At 63.8% G+C, this 17,165-nt stretch carries 22 protein-coding genes and 1 tRNA gene; 4 read left to right on the top strand and 19 right to left on the bottom strand.

All coding sequences use genetic code 11. From position 1 onward, the window contains the following. Window positions 1-239 (top strand): hypothetical protein (locus tag KDH09_11690; GenBank protein MCB0220349.1); only part of this gene is annotated, 239 nt, incomplete at its 5' end. A 26-nt stretch (window positions 240-265) separates the two neighbouring features. Here KDH09_11690 and KDH09_11685 read toward each other — a convergent pair. The 5 genes from KDH09_11685 to rpsF form a co-directional block, all read right to left on the bottom strand. Then, window positions 266-913 (bottom strand): hypothetical protein, encoded by a 648-nt coding sequence (locus KDH09_11685; protein MCB0220348.1) that lies wholly within the window; start codon window positions 911-913, stop codon window positions 266-268. Between the two features lie 338 nt (window positions 914-1,251). After that, on the bottom strand, window positions 1,252-1,815 hold the full coding sequence (gene rplI / locus KDH09_11680; GenBank protein MCB0220347.1) for a 50S ribosomal protein L9: 564 nt from the start codon (window positions 1,813-1,815) through the stop codon (window positions 1,252-1,254). A 120-nt stretch (window positions 1,816-1,935) separates the two neighbouring features. Beyond that, the gene (locus tag KDH09_11675) at window positions 1,936-2,781 is read right to left on the bottom strand and encodes a DUF2232 domain-containing protein (GenBank protein ID MCB0220346.1); all 846 of its coding nucleotides are present in this window, start codon (window positions 2,779-2,781) and stop codon (window positions 1,936-1,938) included. Window positions 2,782-2,857: 76 nt separating this feature from the next. Further along, window positions 2,858-3,262: a 30S ribosomal protein S18 gene (locus KDH09_11670; GenBank protein ID MCB0220345.1), complete on the bottom strand. Its 405-nt coding sequence runs from the start codon at window positions 3,260-3,262 to the stop codon at window positions 2,858-2,860. Continuing rightward, window positions 3,259-3,843 (bottom strand): 30S ribosomal protein S6, encoded by a 585-nt coding sequence (gene rpsF / locus KDH09_11665; GenBank protein ID MCB0220344.1) that lies wholly within the window; start codon window positions 3,841-3,843, stop codon window positions 3,259-3,261. Before rpsF ends, KDH09_11670 begins: the two co-directional genes overlap by 4 nt. A 371-nt stretch (window positions 3,844-4,214) precedes the next feature. Between rpsF and KDH09_11660 the strand changes: the two genes are divergently transcribed. Continuing rightward, window positions 4,215-4,562 carry a hypothetical protein gene (locus tag KDH09_11660; GenBank protein MCB0220343.1) on the top strand — a complete coding sequence of 116 codons (348 nt, stop codon included), beginning with the start codon at window positions 4,215-4,217 and terminating at the stop codon, window positions 4,560-4,562. On the opposite strand, the gene ychF is transcribed toward KDH09_11660, so the two are convergent. The 9 genes from ychF to moaC all read right to left on the bottom strand — a co-directional run bounded on the left by ychF (window position 4,559) and on the right by moaC (window position 12,366). Beyond that, window positions 4,559-5,653, bottom strand: a complete 1,095-nt coding sequence (gene ychF, locus KDH09_11655) for a redox-regulated ATPase YchF (GenBank protein ID MCB0220342.1) — start codon at window positions 5,651-5,653, stop codon at window positions 4,559-4,561. The two genes, KDH09_11660 and ychF, sit on opposite strands and share 4 nt — an antisense overlap. A 90-nt stretch (window positions 5,654-5,743) precedes the next feature. Then, window positions 5,744-7,801, bottom strand: coding sequence for a sodium-translocating pyrophosphatase (locus tag KDH09_11650; GenBank protein ID MCB0220341.1), 2,058 nt, complete (start codon window positions 7,799-7,801; stop codon window positions 5,744-5,746). Between the two features lie 228 nt (window positions 7,802-8,029). After that, the gene (gene pth, locus KDH09_11645) at window positions 8,030-8,632 is read right to left on the bottom strand and encodes an aminoacyl-tRNA hydrolase (GenBank protein ID MCB0220340.1); all 603 of its coding nucleotides are present in this window, start codon (window positions 8,630-8,632) and stop codon (window positions 8,030-8,032) included. A 30-nt stretch (window positions 8,633-8,662) separates the two neighbouring features. Beyond that, a complete protein-coding gene (locus KDH09_11640; protein MCB0220339.1) occupies window positions 8,663-9,310 on the bottom strand; it encodes a 50S ribosomal protein L25/general stress protein Ctc in 648 nt (215 codons plus the stop codon). A 99-nt stretch (window positions 9,311-9,409) separates the two neighbouring features. Beyond that, the gene (locus KDH09_11635) at window positions 9,410-10,354 is read right to left on the bottom strand and encodes a ribose-phosphate pyrophosphokinase (GenBank protein MCB0220338.1); all 945 of its coding nucleotides are present in this window, start codon (window positions 10,352-10,354) and stop codon (window positions 9,410-9,412) included. 39 nt (window positions 10,355-10,393) lie between these two features. Next, a tRNA-Gln gene (locus tag KDH09_11630) sits at window positions 10,394-10,468 on the bottom strand. 94 nt (window positions 10,469-10,562) lie between these two features. Beyond that, window positions 10,563-10,862: a septation regulator SpoVG gene (gene spoVG, locus KDH09_11625; protein MCB0220337.1), complete on the bottom strand. Its 300-nt coding sequence runs from the start codon at window positions 10,860-10,862 to the stop codon at window positions 10,563-10,565. Window positions 10,863-10,917: 55 nt separating this feature from the next. Next, window positions 10,918-11,832 carry a 4-(cytidine 5'-diphospho)-2-C-methyl-D-erythritol kinase gene (gene ispE, locus KDH09_11620; GenBank protein MCB0220336.1) on the bottom strand — a complete coding sequence of 305 codons (915 nt, stop codon included), beginning with the start codon at window positions 11,830-11,832 and terminating at the stop codon, window positions 10,918-10,920. 9 nt (window positions 11,833-11,841) lie between these two features. Further along, complete coding sequence (gene moaC / locus KDH09_11615) at window positions 11,842-12,366, bottom strand: cyclic pyranopterin monophosphate synthase MoaC (GenBank protein ID MCB0220335.1); 525 nt, start codon at window positions 12,364-12,366, stop codon at window positions 11,842-11,844. A 165-nt stretch (window positions 12,367-12,531) separates the two neighbouring features. Here moaC and KDH09_11610 point away from each other — a divergent pair, with 165 nt between their 5' ends. Both KDH09_11610 and sfsA read left to right on the top strand, forming a co-directional pair. Next, on the top strand, window positions 12,532-13,827 hold the full coding sequence (locus KDH09_11610) for a thioredoxin domain-containing protein (protein ID MCB0220334.1): 1,296 nt from the start codon (window positions 12,532-12,534) through the stop codon (window positions 13,825-13,827). 6 nt (window positions 13,828-13,833) lie between these two features. Continuing rightward, window positions 13,834-14,547, top strand: a complete 714-nt coding sequence (sfsA, locus tag KDH09_11605; protein MCB0220333.1) for a DNA/RNA nuclease SfsA — start codon at window positions 13,834-13,836, stop codon at window positions 14,545-14,547. Between the two features lie 151 nt (window positions 14,548-14,698). Here sfsA and KDH09_11600 read toward each other — a convergent pair whose 3' ends face one another. The 5 genes from KDH09_11600 to KDH09_11580 all read right to left on the bottom strand — a co-directional run. Continuing rightward, entirely contained in the window at window positions 14,699-14,947 is a 249-nt protein-coding gene (locus tag KDH09_11600) for a ferredoxin (GenBank protein ID MCB0220332.1), read from the bottom strand. A gap of 27 nt (window positions 14,948-14,974) precedes the next feature. Beyond that, window positions 14,975-15,211 carry a ferredoxin gene (locus KDH09_11595; GenBank protein MCB0220331.1) on the bottom strand — a complete coding sequence of 79 codons (237 nt, stop codon included), beginning with the start codon at window positions 15,209-15,211 and terminating at the stop codon, window positions 14,975-14,977. A 151-nt stretch (window positions 15,212-15,362) separates the two neighbouring features. Next, window positions 15,363-15,917 carry a hypothetical protein gene (locus KDH09_11590; protein MCB0220330.1) on the bottom strand — a complete coding sequence of 185 codons (555 nt, stop codon included), beginning with the start codon at window positions 15,915-15,917 and terminating at the stop codon, window positions 15,363-15,365. A gap of 12 nt (window positions 15,918-15,929) precedes the next feature. Beyond that, the gene (locus KDH09_11585) at window positions 15,930-16,955 is read right to left on the bottom strand and encodes an FAD:protein FMN transferase (protein ID MCB0220329.1); all 1,026 of its coding nucleotides are present in this window, start codon (window positions 16,953-16,955) and stop codon (window positions 15,930-15,932) included. Then, window positions 16,952-17,165: hypothetical protein (locus tag KDH09_11580; protein ID MCB0220328.1), on the bottom strand; the 214-nt coding region annotated here is incomplete at its 5' end. The genes KDH09_11585 and KDH09_11580, both read right to left, overlap by 4 nt.

Here is a 17,165-nt window from a genome sequence, read left to right as displayed (position 1 = left end):
GGTATCGGGTGGGGTTGGTCATGGGCCTTGCTTCTTTCGGGTTGGCTAATGATAGCACAGCCCCATCATCCAAGTGCCTCAGTCGGCGGCAGAAATTCAACCGCCAAGACGCCAAGGGCGCCAAGAATGCCGAAGTGATCCGTTCCGCCTTGGCGTGCTTGGCGCCTTGGCGCTTATCTCTTTGTTCTTGTCTTTCTTTCTTCTCTGCAATCTCCTTCCTCGCGATCTCATTTCCGTGATTTTTTTTTAATTGGTGCCCCACGCGCTACGGGGGGCTGGCGGCGCGGCATTCGTAAGCCTGCTGGGTGGGGTGAGTCCCTGAATCGTGCACGTGCACGTGCTCGTGCTCGTGCACGACTTCTTGAGCGGGTGGCGCCTTGGGGCTGGCGTCTTGCTGCGCGGCGTCGGGCCTCTCCCTGCCCACCTTTCGCGCGGCGTCCCTCGTCATTGCCAGCAGCGTCCTTGCCGCGCGCAGTTGTAGAAGGCTGCTCTCGCCCTGGAGAACGGCGGCCAGTTGCTCGGCCAGGGCGCGGGTGCGCAGCTGTCCGGTCAGGTCTTTTTCGAATGCGGCGCGGTGCAGCAGCTTCTCGAACACCGGCGTGATGTCGCGGTAGTGCCCGGCCTTGCGGTAGGCGCGTTTGATGTCGACGAGCGCCATGTTCACGCGCGCCCGCTGCTCCTTGCCGGCAGGCCGGTTTGAATCGGCAACGGGCACGAGGGCCTCGCCCAGGACCCGTGCGGCGCGAAGCCGGACAGTGCGCCCTGGCGCCAGGCGCGAGAGGTGGGCCACAGTTTCGATGGCCAGGATGCGGCAGACCGCCTCGCGCGGGTCTTCGAAGAGCGGGCCGCGCGTGGCGCTCCATTCTTCTAAAAAGTGATCGGCCAGGCTGGTGCCGCTTTCGGATTCGCCCATGGCGCCCTCCCTTTGTTAAGGAGAGTCTGCCATGGGGGTGTGTCAGCGGGCGTCACAGGCAATCCATTGAAATTCCGGCGTCCTCAATCGTCGTGGACGTGAACGTGGACGTGCTCGTGCTCGCTGATCGGCAGACCCGGAGCGGGCGAGGCATGCCTCGCCCCTACACGACGTTGTGGGTGTGCCACTCGTAGGGGCGACGCATGCGTCGCCCTGCGCTGCGCCGACTGGTGGCGCGCGCCCTTCAGCAGGCATGCGGTGGCTCAAACACCGAGCCACCACAACAAAAAAAGCCCCGCCATCTGGCGGGGCTTTTCGTTGAATCGAATTCGCGACGCTTATGCTTCTTCGTCGTTGCCTTCGTCCTCGGATGCGGCAGCGGCCTGTTCTTCGGCGGCGGCCTTCTCGAGGATCTCGTCGGTCTTGCTCTTGGTCTCAACCGGCGGCGGGCTGTCGGCCGAACGCACAACATCGACAATGATGTCGGTGCTCACTTCGGGGTGAAGCTTCACGCTGACCGTGTGCTCGCCGAGCGTCTTGATCGGGCGCGGCAGGTGGATGTCCTTGCGGCTCAGACCACCGAAGCCCTTTTCAATCAGGCCCTTGAGGATGTCGGCGTTGCCGACCGAGCCGAACAGGCGCTCGCCCTCGCCCACCTTGGCGGAGATTTCGACCTTCACACCCTTGAGCTGCTTGGCGACGCCTTCGGCGCTCAGGCGCAGCTTGCGGATGCGGTCGGCGGTCACGCGCTGCTTGTGCTCCCATTCCTTGACGGCGGACTCGTTGGCGACGAGCACCAGGCCCTTGGGAAGCAGGTAGTTGCGGGCATAGCCGGGCTTGACGTTGACGATTTCACCGACGGCGCCGAGCGTTTCGATGTTCTCCTGGAGAATCACTCGCATGATCATTTCCTCGGGTCTCGCATGGACCCTTGCTCAATTTCCGTTTTTCGCGGCACGTCCACCACCAGGCGGCTCTACAGGCGCGAAGGGGCTGTCTTATAGCCAACAGGTGGGGCCGGGTCAAAAATCTCCGTCGCCCCTTTTGCGCCCCTGTTCGCGGGCCGCCGCATGGGCCCGCATCCGGGCCCGAAATCCGCCCCAGACCTCGGCTACGCCCACCAGGGGCAGAAAATGCCACATGGAGAGCATGGCCAGGATTCCCAGCCAGGCGGGCAGTTTCCAGGTCTTCATGGCCACGACCCCTACCAGGAAGCCCTGCACCAGGAACCAGGAAGCGGCCAGCACGGCGCCGCTGGAGAAGAGCGCGAGCAGCGCCCCGCTCTGGGTATCCTGAACCAGGCCCGCCAGCAGGCCCCAGACGCCGAATCCACACCCGATCAGAACCCAGACCAGATACCATGGAATTTCCCAGTCCTGCACGTCCTGCTGGGGCCACAGCTCGGCATTGCCGCTGGAGGTGAGCAGGACCCCGATCCAGGCGGCAACGAACTGTCCGGCCAGCAAAAATCCGGGCGCAATCCCCACCATCCACGGCTTTACTTCCAGCTCGCCGAGCATTTCCTGGATTTCAATGGCCGCGTAGGGACGCGCCTGAAAGGCCAGGTAGACCATCAGCATCCAGGCCAGAATCACCAACGCGTTGAGGGCAAAGGCCTGCCAGATCGCACGTGAGAGGCTCCAGCGGCGATCGACCGCGTGGATCAACACGGCGGCCAGCACGACGATGGGAATCGTGAAGTCTCCACTCAAAACCCAGGTGCCGGCCAGCCCGAGCCCGCCCAGCGTGAGCAGTCCCACCACCGGTCCCGAACGCCAGTACACAGCGGCCAGCATCGCCGCCAGCATGGCGGAGATCGCCGCAAGCAGGATGAAGAAGAATCCGTAGGCCGCGAGAATGGAAAACATGGAACCGTATCGCCGGGATCAGACACGAAGGGGGAGCTTGCGGCTCCCCCTTGTGGTCAATCCATTGGGTTGAAAATTACGGGCGGCCGTGATGCGCAGCCACCGGCACGATGGCCACCTGGCGGGCACGCTTCACGGCAATCTTGAGCTGGCGCTGGTGATGCGCGCAGGTACCCGTGGTGCGACGCGGGACGATCTTGCCACGCTCGCTGATGTAGTGCTTGAGGGTGCGCGTGTCCTTCCAGTCGATGTAATCGACCTTGTCCACGCAGAAACGGCAAACCTTGCGGCGCGAGAAACGACGACGACCGCCGCCCTTGGGGCCGCCGCCACCGCGACGTCCACCATCGCGTCCGCCGTCACGACCGCCGGCACGCGGGCCGCCGCGGCTGTCACCGCCGGGGCGACGATCACCGCTGGGAGCCGAACGATCCGATGCGGGACGCTCCGCCGCCGGGGCATTGTTCTGTTCTTCACTCATGACTGTGCCTCCTCGGTGGATTCCGCGGCCGGAGCAGCGGCCTCAGCCGGCGCTTCCGCGGGAGCAGCAGCTTCCGCCGGGGCGGCAGCTTCAGCAGCAGGTGCGGGCGCCGCCGGTGCGGGCGCGGAACGCTCGCCACGGTCATCGCCGCGCGGACCGCGATTGTCGTAGCGATCACCACCGCGGTCACGATCACCGTAGCGATCACCACGGTCACCGTAACGGCCACCCGACTCACGCTCACGCTCGTACTCGGCGCGGGCCGCGCTCTTGTTGGCGATGGCGGCCAGATCCGGAGCGACCGGCGGCACCACGATCATGTGGCGCAGCACTGCATCGGAGAGCTTGAACGTACGGACCAGCTCGGTGCGGGCCTCGTTGTTCGCCTCGATGTAGGCAATCGAATAGAACGCGCGGTTCTTCTTCTTGATGGGATAGGTCAGACGGCGATCGCCCCAGTGGTCCCACAGGGCTACGCTGCCGCCTTTCTTGGAAAGGGTGTCTTCAACCTTGGTGCGAGCGGCCTCGAGTTCTTCACTCGAGAGCTCGGGGCTGAAAAGCACCATGCACTCGTAGAGCATTGCTGGCTCCTTCCGGTTACCGGGCGACTGTGCAAAGTCCCCGGTAGCCCGACCCTTTGTATTTATTTGGTTTTACCTGCCAGTGGGTCGGGCAAGGGTTCAGGGGGCGCTCTATAGCCGCCGGGGGGTGGGTTGTAAAGGCAGGCGCGCGGGCCCGGAACTGGCATTTCAGCGCACCTGGGAGCGATTTCGGGGCCTCCGGGGCAATCGGTGGCGGCATCCCGGCGGGGCAATCAAGCCCCAAATGGTGTAAGATTGCTTCATACCCGCCTGCAACGGCACCCTGATCGATCGCTGAGAGACGGACGTCATCAACTGCGAACGCAGGCCTGACGACGAGGTCCGAACCTCCAACCAATCCGGGGTGATCCATGCCGAAAAATATCAGTCTGATTTTTGCAATGGCCGAGCAATGCAGGGAGATGCTCAAGGCATCCAGTGTCTCGGCTTCCGACCAGCCCCAATCGCTTCAGCCCAAACACTTGGTGAAGATGTGCGATGAAATCATCGAACATGCCCGCGATTGGCCGAGCACGAAGGCCCATCGCTGGATCGGATTTATCCAGGGCGCGATGATCGCAAACGGCATGATCAATCTCGAAGAAGCGAAGGTAATGTTCGACAAGATCAAGAAGGCGTACGAGAAGTCCGATGAGGACGTGCTCGACCATCTCGACGTCGACAAGTTTTTCGAACTGGAGATCGGCGGCCAGGGCTAGACGTTGAACCGGAAATGCATCACGTCGCCGTCCTGGACAATGTATTCCTTGCCCTCGACGCGCAGCTTGCCCTTTTCCTTGGCTCCGGCCTCTCCGCCGCAGGCGATGAAGTCGTCATAGGCAATGACCTCGGCGCGGATAAATCCCTTTTCAAAGTCGGTGTGGATCTTGCCGGCCGCCTGCGGGGCGCTCATTCCGCGGGTGATGGTCCAGGCGCGGGCCTCTTTTTCGCCCGCGGTGAAGTAGCTGATTAGCCCCAGCAGGGTGTAGCCGGCGAAGATCAGGCGGTTGAGGCCCGGCTCTTCAAGCCCCAGGTCTTCGAGAAAGGCCTGCTGCTCTTCGGCGTCGAGTTCGCTGAGCTCTCCCTCGATCTTGCCGCAGATGCGCACGACCTCGGCGCCTTCGGCCTTGGCGATGGCTTCGACGGTCTGTGTGTGTTCGTTGCCATTGGCCAGGGCGGCTTCGTCGACGTTGGCAACGTAGAGCACTTTCTTGGCCGTAATCAGAAAGCAGTCGCGGAAGAACTGTTGCATCGCCTCGGGCACGGCATAGGTGATGGCCGGATCGCCGGCATCGAGATGGGCCATGAGCCCATTGAGAAACTCCGACTCCGCCTTGAGCTGCGCGTTGCCGGACTTGGCCATCTTCTGTGCCTTGTCGGCACGCTTCGAAATGCTCTCGAGATCGGCGAGGATCAGCTCCGTGCGAATCACCTCGATGTCACGCTTGGGGTCGACCGAGCCCTCGACGTGCACGACGTTGGGATCCTCGAAGCAGCGCACCACGTGGCAGATCGCATCGGTGCTGCGGATGTGCGAGAGGAACTGATTGCCCAGGCCCTCGCCCTTGCTCGCACCCTTCACAAGACCCGCGATGTCCACGAATTCCATCGTGGTGGGAACCACCTTGAGCGGCTTGACCATGCTCGCGATCTTGTCGAGGCGCGCGTCCGGCACAATCACCATCCCGGTGTTGGGCTCGATGGTGCAGAACGGATAGTTCTCGGCCTGCGCACCGGCCGCCGTGAGCGCGTTGAAGATGGTGGACTTGCCCACGTTGGGCAGACCGACGATGCCGCAATTGAATCCCATGGTCTGGCTACTCCGCTACCGGCCCCGGGCCGAAAGAAAAAGCCGGGGCCAAAATGGCCCCGGCTTGTTTAGCACGTAATTGCGCTTTGACTAGACGAGCAGCGGGGCAATCACCAGGCTCACCACGCTCATCAGCTTGATGAGAATGTTGAGCGAGGGGCCGGCCGTGTCCTTGAACGGATCGCCGACGGTATCACCGGTCACCGCAGCCTTGTGAGCCTCGGAGCCCTTGCCGCCGTGAGCGCCGCCCTCGATGGTCTTCTTGGCGTTGTCCCAGGCACCACCGGCGTTGCTCATGAAGATCGCGAGCATGACGCCCGAGGAGAGCGTGCCGACGAGCAGGCCGCCCAGGGCCTCGGTGCTCAGGAAGCCGAAAATCACCGGAGCCGCAACGGCCAGGACGCCCGGGGCGACCATGCGCTTGATGGCGGCGGCGGTCGAGATGTCCACGCACTTGGCGTAGTCAGCATCGGCCTTGCCTTCCATCAGGCCCGGAATCTCACGGAACTGGCGGCGCACTTCGATGATCATGTCGAACGCGGCATCGCCCACGGCCTTCATGGCCATGGAGCTGAACAGGAACGGAAGCATCGCGCCAACGAGCAGGCCGACGAGCACCGACGGATTCGAGACGTCGATGTTGTCCAGGCCGACCGTGGTGCGGTAGGCGCTGAAGAGGGCCAGCGCGGTGAGCGCGGCCGAACCGATGGCAAAGCCCTTGCCGATGGCGGCAGTGGTGTTGCCCACGGCGTCGAGCTTGTCGGTGCGCTCGCGGACCTCGGGGGGAAGACCGGCCATCTCGGAGATGCCGCCGGCGTTGTCGGCGATGGGGCCGTAGGCGTCCACCGCGAGCTGAATGCCCGTGGTGACCAGCATGCCGAGGGCGGCGATGCCGATGCCGTAGAGACCCGCGTAGTGGTTGGCGATGAGGATCGTCGCGCCGATGACGATGGTCGGAAGCGCGGTGCTCTTCATGCCGACACCCAGGCCGGAGATGATGTTCGTCGCGCTGCCGGTCTCGGAGTCCTTGGCGATCTGATCGACCGGGGCCTTGCCCGTGCCGGTGTAGTACTCGGTGATGATGCCCACCAGGGTGCCGCCGACGAGGCCGGCAACCGTCGCGATCGAAATCGCGACGTAGTGATCGGGCAGCCACCACTTGGCCACGCCGAAGGTCGCGGCCGCCATTGCGGCGCCGGCGCCGAAGGTGCCGGTGTTGAGCGCGGTCTGCGGGTTGCCACCCTCGCTCGTGCGAACGAAGAAGGTGCCGAGAATCGAAATCACGATGCCCACCGCAGCCAGGATGAGCGGCAGCGTCGCGGCCTGGAAGATCTCGGCCGAGAGTGCGGCGCCCGAAAGGCCCGTGGTGTTGTCATGGATATAGGCCGCGGCGAGAACCATGGAGCCGACGATCGCGCCCACATAGGACTCGAACAGGTCGGCGCCCATGCCGGCCACATCGCCCACGTTGTCACCGACGTTGTCGGCGATGACGGCGGGGTTGCGCGGATCATCCTCGGGGATGCCGGCTTCGACCTTGCCCACAAGGTCGGCGCCGACGTCGGCGGCCTTGGTGTAGATGCCGCCGCCCACGCGGGCGAAGAGCGCGATGCTCGAAGCACCCAGCGAGAAGCCCGAGACGATCTGCAGCACGTGGAAGAGCGACTCTTCATAGGCCTTGGCGTTGCCCATGTTGGTCTCGAGGAACTGGTTGCCGAAGATGATGAACAGAAGCGAGAGGCCCAGCACGCCGAGGCCGACCACGCACATGCCCATGACCGTGCCGCCGGCGAAGGCGACGTCGAGGGCCTTCACCAGGCCCGTGCGGGCCGCGGCGGAGGTGCGCACGTTGGCTGCGGTGGCCACGCGCATGCCGAAGAAACCGGCCAGGCCGGAACAGAGGGCGCCGACGATGAAGCTCACGGCCGTGAGCTTCTCGGTGCCCTGATTGGCGACGCCCAGGAGAATGGCGACGGCGACCACGAAGATCGCAAGCGACTTGTATTCACGCGCAAGGAACGCCATTGCGCCCTCGCGAATGTGGCCGGCAATCCGGACCATCTTCTCGTCACCGGCGTCCTGCTTGTTCACCCAGTTGGTCTTCACGAATGCGAAGCCCAGGGCCAGAACGCCCGCAGCGGGTACCATGTAGATGATGCTGTCCACGGTTTCTCTCTCTCCTCTCCCGCCAATCCTCACGGGGCCTTTGCGCCTCCGGGTTGCGGGTCTTAGCTAACTTGTGTTTTCGGGTTCCTGGAGCCTGTAGCGACACCGTCGGGGCCGCGCGATGCGAGCCTCGAATGGGCGTTGCTGATTGTTACAGGTTCCTCTGACAAGGGCGGAGCGAATGCCCGCCTGTTCCCCGACTCAAAACTTCTAGTTGGGAAGATCCCCGGATTGGTCGTTGCGGTTAAAGTCTTGCTGCGTTGCGTTGAGCCCATCGCGCAAGAGTCTCTCGACCGCTTCGGTTGCCCTGATGACCGCCTGATCGAGCTTGTTCCACTGTGCCTTGCTCGGTTGCCCCAGAACGTATTTCACAACGTCGCTGGTACGTGGCGGTCTACCGACTCCGACGCGAACCCGGTAGAAGTTTTTCTCTCCCCATTGATCGATGATCGATCGGAGGCCGTTGTGGCCGCCGTGGCCCCCACCCTGCTTGATCCGCAGGCGCCCGGGGGGCAAATCGAGCTCATCGTGTATCACGATGACGTCTTCAGGCGCAAGCTTGTAAAACCGTGCGAGCGGAGCGAGGCTCCGCCCGCTTTCGTTCATGTAGGTCTGGGGCTCCAGCAGCATCACGCGGCCCAGGCCGGCGGGCGCTGCGAGCGCTTCGTGGGCGTTCCACTTGCCCGGGCGCAGCTCCGCGCCCCAGATTCGAGCGAGCCCCTCGACAACCCAGAACCCGGCGTTGTGCCGGGTGGCGCGATACTCGGCACCGGGATTTCCCAGCCCGACAACCAGCCGAAATGGAGCCGCCATGAAGGCCCTCCAGCCAGATGCGCCGAAGGATTACTCCTTCGCCTCTCCGGTTGCGGCCGCGCCTTCGCCTTCGGCGGCGGCGGCTTCGGCTGCTTCCTCTTCCTTGGAGAGCGACATGCCCTTGGGCGGAACAATCGTCACGATGGTGAAGCGGTCCTCGTCCACGGCCGTCACACCCGAAGGCAGCGCGACGTCGGAGACGTGGATCGACTCGCCCGTATCGAGTTCGGTGACATCAACCTGAATTTCAGAGGGGATGTCGCCGGGAAGACAGCGCACTTCGAGTTCGTGACGAATCTGGTCGAGGATGCCACCGGCAACCACGCCCTTCGAGCGACCATGCACATGCACGGGCACCTTCACCGTCACTTCGCGCTTGGGATCAATCGAGAGCAAGTCGACGTGCTTGAGCTCGCGGCTGGCCGGGTCACGACAGACGTCGTGAAGCAGTGCCAGCTTGCCTTCGAGCGCGGAGTCGCTCGACTTGAGCGAGATCAGCGTGTTCAGGCCGGTCTTGCCCGAGAGCGCCTTGCGCAGCGCCTTGGGATCGACGGCGAACATCACCGTTGCTTCATTGCGTCCGTAAAAGACACCGGGAATCTTGCCCGCCATGCGCAGGCGACGCGCCGGGCCCTTGCCGGTTTCGGTACGAATTTCTACAGCCAACTGCTCAGCCATGAGTCTGTTTCCTTCTTACAAAAAGTTCCTGCGACCGGCGCTCGCCGATCGCCCCACTGGCCCCTTGGGGCCCAATGCAGCGCCGCCTTATAGCCGAATCTAAACAAAAAGCGAACTGACAGATTCACCGTAATAAATGCGTCGAATTGCCTCACCCAGCAGCTCCGCCGTGGAGAGCACCTTGAGCTTGGGGCAGGTTTCCGTCTTCTCTCCGTGGGGAATCGTGTCGGTCACGATCACCTCGGTGAGCTTCGATTCGTTGATACGCTCGATCGCAGGGCCCGAGAGGATGCCGTGGGTGGCGCAGGCACGCACCGAGCGGGCCCCCTTCTCCACCAGGGCCAGGGCCGCCTGGGTGAGGGTTCCGGCCGTATCAATCATGTCGTCGACGATCACGCAGTCGCGCCCGTCCACGTCACCGATGACGTGCATGACCTCGGCCACGTTGGCCTTCGGGCGGCGTTTGTCGATCATGGCGAAGGGTGCGTTGAGGCGCTTGCCGAAGGCGCGGGCGCGCTCGGCGCCGCCGGCATCGGGCGAGACCACCGTCAGGTTGTCGAGTTCCTGGCTCTGCAGATACTGAATGATCACCGGCGTGGCGAAGAGATTGTCCACGGGAATGTCGAAGAAACCCTGGATCTGCCCGGCGTGCAGGTCCATGCAGACCGCGCGCGTGGCGCCGGCGGTCTGGAGCAGGTCGGCCACCAGCTTGGAGCTGATAGGCGTGCGCGGCTGCACCTTGCGGTCCTGGCGCGCGTAGCCGTAGTAAGGGATCACCACGGTGATGGTCTCCGCCGAGGCGCGCTTGAACGCGTCCATCATGATCAGCAGTTCCACCAGCGTGTCGCTGACCGGCGGGCACGTGGGCTGCACGATAAAGACGTCCATACCGCGCACGTTCTCGTCGATCTCAACGAAAATCTCACCGTCGGAGAAACGCTTGATATTGGTGCGACCGAGCGGAATGCCCAGATATTTGCAGATGGAGTGCGCCAACGCCTGATTGGCGTTGCCGCTAAAGATCTTGAGCTTACTGACCTGCATCCCCTGGCCCCCTCGGATGATCCCACGATGAATGTATTTTGGCTGGGGAGGCAGGGTTCGAACCTGCGAATGACGGTACCAAAAACCGTTGCCTTACCACTTGGCGACTCCCCAAGCGAAACAGTGTTGTCAGCGCCGGCGCGATCACTCACGCCGACGCAGCGTCCCGATGCTTCAAGGCCGAGATTGGTTGATCTGCTCGCCCGGCTCAAGTCCCGGTCGGGGGCGTCGGCGGACCTCCCAGTGGCGGGGGATTTCCGACATCCTCGCGGTATTTCTCCAGAACCCGCTGCTCAATCATTTCTCGCGTTTCCTGGTTCAGCGGATGAACCGTGTCGCGATAGGTCCCGTTTTTCGTGCGTTTGCTGGGCATGGCCACGAACAAACCACTGGGACCGTTGATCACCTTTGCGTCATGCACGACGAAACAGTCGTCAAACACAATGGTGACGTAGGCTTTCAGGCGATCTTCATCCACCGGAAAGACCTTCACGTTGGTCACTTGCATAACTGCGACCCCCTCCGTAGCAGTCTGCCGCTCCCGCCGACGAGCAACCTGACCGCTAGTCAGTGCCGCCGGAAACAGTCCGTAGTATCCGAACCACTCTCCTGAAGTAGGTTTCCGGGATCCGCGCTCGATTGAGTACCCCTCGCGCGGCCCCCTCTTCAGGGAACAGTCCGAACACACTTGATCCGCTTCCGCTCATCAGCGTCAGCGGTGCGCCTGCCTCCTGCAGCATTCCCTTGATGTCTTGAATCAAAGGATAGTGAGCAAAGACAGGCGGCTCCAAATCATTGAGGAAAAAATTTCCCCCGTTTTTCTCCCAGGGAGCCCCTGGAAGGCGCGTATTCATAGACTCCGCCCTCAGGGCGGTCAACGCCGATTCTGCGATGGGGGCAGCCTCCAGCGCTTTATAGGCCACCGGCGTCGAGACGCCGATTCCCGGGTGGATGAGCACCAGCCACATCTCGGGCAGCTCTGCCTCCACCGGGACGATGATCTCTCCGCGGCCCAGGGCCCAGGCCGGGCGCGGGGTCCCGATGAAAAACGGGATGTCCGAGCCCAGGCGGGCTGCCAGTTCCCGGCGTTTTTCCTCGCTGAGCCCGGTTCTGTAGAGGATGTCCAGCGCATCGAGCGTGGCGGCCGCGTCGCTCGAACCGCCGCCCAGGCCCGCCTGTGCCGGGATGTCCTTTTCGATCTCGATGCGGGCGCCGCCGGCGACGCCGGTCTCGGTGAAAAAGAGCTCGGCGGCCTTCCACGCCAGGTTGCCCGGGCCGTTCTCGATTCCCGGACATGAAATCTCGATTCCGCTCTCGCGGCGCTCGACGACCATCTTGTCGAACAGCTCGATCGCCACCATGAACAGGCGCACTTCGTGGAATCCGTCGGGACGCTTGCCGAGCACTTCCAGGCGCAGGTTCACCTTCGCCGGCGCGCGCAGCTCGATTCTCTCTTCGCTTTGTTTGTCGATGATCACGGAATTCTCTTATTCGGGATTGCCGTCGTAGCCGCGGCGCCGAAACGTACCGCTCTTGCCACCCGACTTGTATTCGAGTTGCAGGTTCTCGATCACCATTGCCCGGTCGACGGCCTTGCACATGTCGTAGATCGTGAGCGCGGCGACGCTCGCCGCCGTCATGGCTTCCATCTCGACGCCGGTCTTTGCCGTCGTGCGCGCGGTCGCCTCGATGCGCAGCAAGGCGGGCTTTGTCACCGGCGTGATGTCGATGCTTACCGAATCGAGCGGCAACGGATGGCACAGCGGAATGAGCTCGCCCGTGCGCTTGGCCGCCTGAATCCCGGCGATGCGCGCGGCGGCGAGCACGTCGCCCTTCTTCGCGCCGCCGGTGGCCAGCTTGAGTGTCTCGGGTTTCATCCGCACGCGCACGGATGCAACCGCGACGCGGGCAGAAATCGCTTTCTCACCCACGTCCACCATGCGGGCCTGCCCGCGCGCGTCCAGATGCGTGAGGGACGACTTCTTCGCGCGCTTGTTTGAATCACCGGCCATGGCGGCGCCCCTCCTTACGCGGGCGATGCGCCCTGATTACCCTTCCCCGGAGGGCCGGGGCAAGTGCGGGGCACCGCCTCTACCGGGCGCTCGCATGCGGGGGAGCTTCGCGCTAGTATCTCGCGCACCTGAAATACGGAAATCACGCCGGAGAAAATTCCCGACATGAGTGAATCCAAGCAGAACCGGTCCACCGGGCTTCCCATGTTCCTCGCTATCCTGGCGGTGCTGGCCATCATCGATGCCCTCGTCCTGACCAGCACCCACGCAAAGCTGCTGTCCCAGCCGGATTTTGAGAGTTTCTGCAACATCTCTGCCGAAGTGAGCTGCGACAGCGCGCTGGCCAGCGGTTACTCGAAGCTGCTGGGCGTTCCCGTCTCGCTCTTTGCGCTGGTCGCCTACGCCCTGATGCTCGGCCTGGCGATGATCGACCTGAAGTCCAAGCAGTCGGGCGATGAAAAGGCCGTTGGGGCCGGCAACCGGATCTTCGCGCTGGCGGGATTCAATCTGGCATTTTCGCTCTACATGGCGGGTGCCAGCGCCTTCGACCTGCGGGTGCTCTGCATCCTGTGCGCCGGGCTCTATCTGATCGCGCTCACCGCGATCGCCGTGTCCTTCCTCAACCTGCCCAGCGGAATCGGCGGCTTCGCCCAGGGACTCCAGAGCGAGATCAAGGATTCACTCGGAAGCTTCGGCGGTTCCTTCATGGTGCAGGCCGGCGCGGTGATCGCCGCTGCGGCGCTTGTCATCGTCTTCAACACGAGCAATCCGATGGGGCCGCCCGAGGGCAAGGAACCGCACCCGGCCAAAGCCGTGGCCGCAGCCGACGACTCCGCCGCCGCCAATGATGACGAAGCCAAGCATGCACTTCAGCTCGAGAACCTCAAGAAGTGGATCGCCACCCTTCCCGAAGTCACCGTCGGCAGCGCCTACCACACGCCCAAGGGCACGGTGGGCGCGCCCATCCGCATCGAGGAGTTCGCCGACTTCCAGTGCCCGGCCTGCGGCCGCGCCTGGGAGCTGCTCAGCCCGATCATGAAGAAGCACGCCGACAAGATCGAAGTCTACTTTCATCACTTCCCGCTGAGCAGTGAGTGCAACCCCGGGATGCAGAGTAACCTGCACTCCCACGCCTGCGGCGCCGCGCGCGCGGCTGTCTGCGCCGAGCAGCAGGGCAAGTTCTGGGAATACGCCAACCAGCTCTTCACCAACCAGCGCGAGCTCTCCGACGAGAAATACATGGAGTGGGCCGGACAACTGGGCCTCGACCAGGCGAAGTTCGAGACCTGCTGGAAGGACCCGGCCTCGCTCGCGCCGGTGAGCGCCGACATCAAGGAAGGCGTGCGCATCCAGGTTAGCTCCACGCCCACCATCATCATCAATGGGCGCAAGTTCCGCGGATTCGACATATTCCGCCCCGAGCTCTTCGAGCTGATGCTGGAGCTTGAAGGCATCAAGTAGGCGCCCATGCACCGCTTCGACCAGCCCCTCCACCAGGGGCGGCTCATCAAGCGCTACAAGCGCTTTCTGGCCGATATTGAGCTGTCCTCGGGGGAGCTGATTACCGCCCATTGCGCCAACACCGGCCCCATGACCGGCTGCGCGGAGCCCGGCTCGGCCGTGCTGCTCACAAAGAGCGACAACCCCGCGCGCAAGCTCCAATACAGCCTGGAGCTCATCAAGGTGGGCCGCACCTGGGTGGGCATCAACACCGCGCGCCCCAATGCCATCGTTGAAGACGCCATTGTCTCGGGCGCCGTGAAGGAACTGAAAGGTTACGAAGGACTTCGCCGCGAGGTGAAGTACGGACGCGGCGGCAAGTCGCGCATCGACATCCTCCTCGAAGACGAAAAGCACGGGCGCTGCTGGGTGGAGGTGAAAAACACCACGCTGCTCACCGAGCCCGGCATGGCGCGCTTTCCCGACGCAGTCACGACGCGCGGGCAAAAGCATCTGCAGGAACTGACCGACATGGCAAAGGCCGGCGACCGGGCGGTGATCTTTTTTCTGGTGAACCGCGCCGACGCTGCGCGCATGGGCCCCGCAGACGAAATCGACCCCGTCTACGGCAAGCTGCTGCGAAAGGCGCTGAAAGCCGGGGTCGAAGCGCTCGCCTACCAGGTCAAAAACACCAAACGCGGCGCCCAGATCACCGGTCGCCTGCCGGTGGTTCTCGATTAAGCAGAACTGAACCGCCAAGGCGCCAAGAACGCCAAGGAAGTCACGCTGACCTGTTCACCCTTGGCGTCCTTGGCGCCTTGGCGGTATTCCTGTCTCCCCAACAAAAAAAGGGACGCCGTTGGCGTCCCTTTTCCCATCCATTGTGGTTTGATCAGTCGGGAAGCGGCATGCCGTCGTTGCCGATGGCTTCCACCGGGCAACCGTCCATGGCCTCTTCGCACTTCTCGGCTTCTTCGGGGGTGGTCGGCTGCTTGAAGACGAAGCTGTAACCGCCGCCATCGGGGCTGGTGAAAAACTCCGGCGCCGTTTCATTGCACGCGTGGCAGTCGATACACGTCTTGTCGACGTAGTAAGGACCCGGCCCGGTGTTCTCGCTGTACTTGTTGCCTGAATCAGCCATGCTCGCTCAACCTGCCTGAAACTTCGATTACTCGGCGCCGTCGTTGCCGATGGCTTCGACCGGGCAGCCCTCCAGGGCTTCCTCACAGATGGCGATTTCTTCTTCGGTGGTCGGCTGCTTCATTACGAAGCTGTAACCGCCCTCCTCCGGGGAGGTGAAGAAGTCCGGAGCCGTCTGGTTGCAGGCGTTGCAGTCAATGCACTCCTGATCCACGTAGTAGGGTCCGGGAACGTTTTCGGGATACTTTTCGTCCTTGTCGGCCATCGATGGAGCCTCCTTACTGGAGAGGGTTGCCAGAGCACCTCAATGGGGCCGGGCGCACCTCGTTGGTGCTCTATCTAACCACGTGAAACTCGAAAAACAAGCGTGATGTCGGCCTGAATTGGGCGGATTTTGGCGCGGGCAGCCCGGCGCGCTAGGCGTCGGTGTCGCGGCCCTGCGCGACCGCCTGCGGCGGCGGCGCGCCCCTGGGCTTCACCCACCAGATCTCATAGAGGATCATCACCGCCATGGCAGCGAGGCTCAGCAGGCTGATGAGAAAGCTCGCGAGGAAGACCCACACGAAGGCTTTCGAGACATAGGCAATGAGCCACAGGCTGCCCAGCCACGCTGCGAGTCCCAGAACGAGCGCGGAGATCCAGCGGACTTTGGTTTCCTCGCTGCGACCGGTGAGCGTGAACATGTGCCCGTAGATGTAGAGCAGCATTCCCATCCCGAAGGTGTGGACGTGGGTGATGCGAAGCAATTCCTCGCGGCTGAGTGCGAAGAACAGCTCCTGCCCCGTGGGGTCTTCGCCGCCGGCATAGTGCGTGCCGATGCCCGTGGGCGTCAGGCCCGTCTGCTCGAGCGCGTAGCCCAGCACAACGGCAATGCCCACGAGAATGAACACCAGCGAGCCGGTGGTGAGAACCTTGATGGCCGGCGAAGAGCGGGCCAGCCGGTAGTGAACGACAGGAGGGCGTTTTGCCATAGCGTGGCGAGACTACCCTTTCCGGGGAGAGTTTGAAAAGAAGCGCGCGGAGGAAACTTCCTCGCCGCGCGGTCCGATGAGCAGGCTCTCCACCGGCGCGCGCGCCGCCAGAGCGGGGCGCACATAGAGGGCGCTGGCCCAGGCATCGGCGCTCATGGCAGAGGCGGCGCGCACGCTGGCGCTCCCCAGGGAGGGCCGCGCCGGAGCGCCGGTTGCAGGATCGATGAGGTGCGAGCAGAAGCGCCCGGCCACCACCACGCCCTGCTCTGCATCGCCGGAGCTTGCGAGCCCCTCTTCGAGCAGCTCGAGTTCATGCCGCACGCGGCCCGCGTCCTGCGGGTCCTGAATCGCCGCGCGCGGAAGCGCGTCTGCGACGCCGCCGAAGGCGAAGAGATCGCCGCCGGCATTCACCACCCCGGCGCGCGCGCCTGCCCCACGCATCGCCGCGACGGCGCGATCGACGGCGTAACCCTTGGCGATGCCGCTCAAATCGAGCTGCATGCCAGAGTTTCCAAAGCGCACGCGGCGCCCTCGGATTTCCACGGAGTCCATGCCGGCGCTCTCGCGGGCGCGGGCGATTTCATCGGCGCCCGGCCAGGCGCCGCTCTCGCGCGTTTTGCGATAGAGCCGCACCAGCGCACCGGTCCCGGGATCGAAGGCGCCGCTGCTGGCAATGTGAATGCGCCGGGCTTCTTCGAGGACAACAAGCAACTCATCGGAGACTTCAACCCATTCGCCGCGACCGGCCGCTTCGTTGAGCCTTGAGAGCTCGCTGCGCGGGTCGTGAAAGTTCATCCGCAATTCCACCGCGCGGCAGGCGCCGGCAGCGGCTTCGCAGGCGCGGACAAGATCCGAGCCGCGCTCGCCAATGGCGACGACCTCCACCACCGTGTGCATGATGAAGTAGGCGCGGGCTTCGAGCTTGCCCGCACGGGTCTGCTGTGAGAGCGCATGGGCCGCACGCGCCCACGGGAGCAGCGCGCCCGCGCCAAACGCGGCGGCGCCGGAGACAAAGGCGCGACGGCTGAGCATGCTCATCCGTTGCCTTCCTTCGATGAGGCTTTGGCTTCGCTCACTTCGGGCGCCTCGGCTGCCTCGAGCTGCGCGCGCAGTTCGCGCGTGAAGAACACGGCCTTGTTCACGCCGAAGGTCATCACCTGACCCGACACGGTCGCGCCGGAAATCGGGCGGATCTCGCGCCCCAGGCGCACGCGCTCTTCAACGCCCGCATACTGCGCAACAAAGCGG

Source organism: Chrysiogenia bacterium (assembly GCA_020434085.1).
In the GTDB taxonomy this organism is placed as follows: Bacteria; JAGRBM01; JAGRBM01; order JAGRBM01; family JAGRBM01; genus JAGRBM01.
Note: the sequence above shows the minus strand (reverse complement) of the source record. Positions and strands in the feature narration are given on the sequence as shown.

Excerpts from the sequence above, each read along its gene's own strand:
- KDH09_11635 (MCB0220338.1), bottom strand. The coding sequence starts at position 10,354 with ATGCAGGTCAGTAAGCTCAAGATCTTTAGCGGCAACGCCAATCAGGCG.
- pth (MCB0220340.1), bottom strand. The coding sequence starts at position 8,632 with ATGGCGGCTCCATTTCGGCTGGTTGTCGGGCTGGGAAATCCCGGTGCC.
- moaC (MCB0220335.1), bottom strand. The coding sequence starts at position 12,366 with ATGGCCGGTGATTCAAACAAGCGCGCGAAGAAGTCGTCCCTCACGCAT.
- spoVG (MCB0220337.1), bottom strand. The coding sequence starts at position 10,862 with ATGCAAGTGACCAACGTGAAGGTCTTTCCGGTGGATGAAGATCGCCTG.
- ychF (MCB0220342.1), bottom strand. The coding sequence starts at position 5,653 with ATGGGATTCAATTGCGGCATCGTCGGTCTGCCCAACGTGGGCAAGTCC.
- KDH09_11650 (MCB0220341.1), bottom strand. The coding sequence starts at position 7,801 with ATGGTACCCGCTGCGGGCGTTCTGGCCCTGGGCTTCGCATTCGTGAAG.
- rpsF (MCB0220344.1), bottom strand. The coding sequence starts at position 3,843 with ATGCTCTACGAGTGCATGGTGCTTTTCAGCCCCGAGCTCTCGAGTGAA.
- KDH09_11590 (MCB0220330.1), bottom strand. The coding sequence starts at position 15,917 with ATGGCAAAACGCCCTCCTGTCGTTCACTACCGGCTGGCCCGCTCTTCG.
- KDH09_11685 (MCB0220348.1), bottom strand. The coding sequence starts at position 913 with ATGGGCGAATCCGAAAGCGGCACCAGCCTGGCCGATCACTTTTTAGAA.
- KDH09_11610 (MCB0220334.1), top strand. The coding sequence starts at position 12,532 with ATGAGTGAATCCAAGCAGAACCGGTCCACCGGGCTTCCCATGTTCCTC.
- KDH09_11660 (MCB0220343.1), top strand. The coding sequence starts at position 4,215 with ATGCCGAAAAATATCAGTCTGATTTTTGCAATGGCCGAGCAATGCAGG.
- KDH09_11600 (MCB0220332.1), bottom strand. The coding sequence starts at position 14,947 with ATGGCTGATTCAGGCAACAAGTACAGCGAGAACACCGGGCCGGGTCCT.
- KDH09_11640 (MCB0220339.1), bottom strand. The coding sequence starts at position 9,310 with ATGGCTGAGCAGTTGGCTGTAGAAATTCGTACCGAAACCGGCAAGGGC.
- KDH09_11675 (MCB0220346.1), bottom strand. The coding sequence starts at position 2,781 with ATGTTTTCCATTCTCGCGGCCTACGGATTCTTCTTCATCCTGCTTGCG.
- KDH09_11670 (MCB0220345.1), bottom strand. The coding sequence starts at position 3,262 with ATGAGTGAAGAACAGAACAATGCCCCGGCGGCGGAGCGTCCCGCATCG.
- rplI (MCB0220347.1), bottom strand. The coding sequence starts at position 1,815 with ATGCGAGTGATTCTCCAGGAGAACATCGAAACGCTCGGCGCCGTCGGT.
- sfsA (MCB0220333.1), top strand. The coding sequence starts at position 13,834 with ATGCACCGCTTCGACCAGCCCCTCCACCAGGGGCGGCTCATCAAGCGC.
- KDH09_11585 (MCB0220329.1), bottom strand. The coding sequence starts at position 16,955 with ATGAGCATGCTCAGCCGTCGCGCCTTTGTCTCCGGCGCCGCCGCGTTT.
- KDH09_11595 (MCB0220331.1), bottom strand. The coding sequence starts at position 15,211 with ATGGCCGACAAGGACGAAAAGTATCCCGAAAACGTTCCCGGACCCTAC.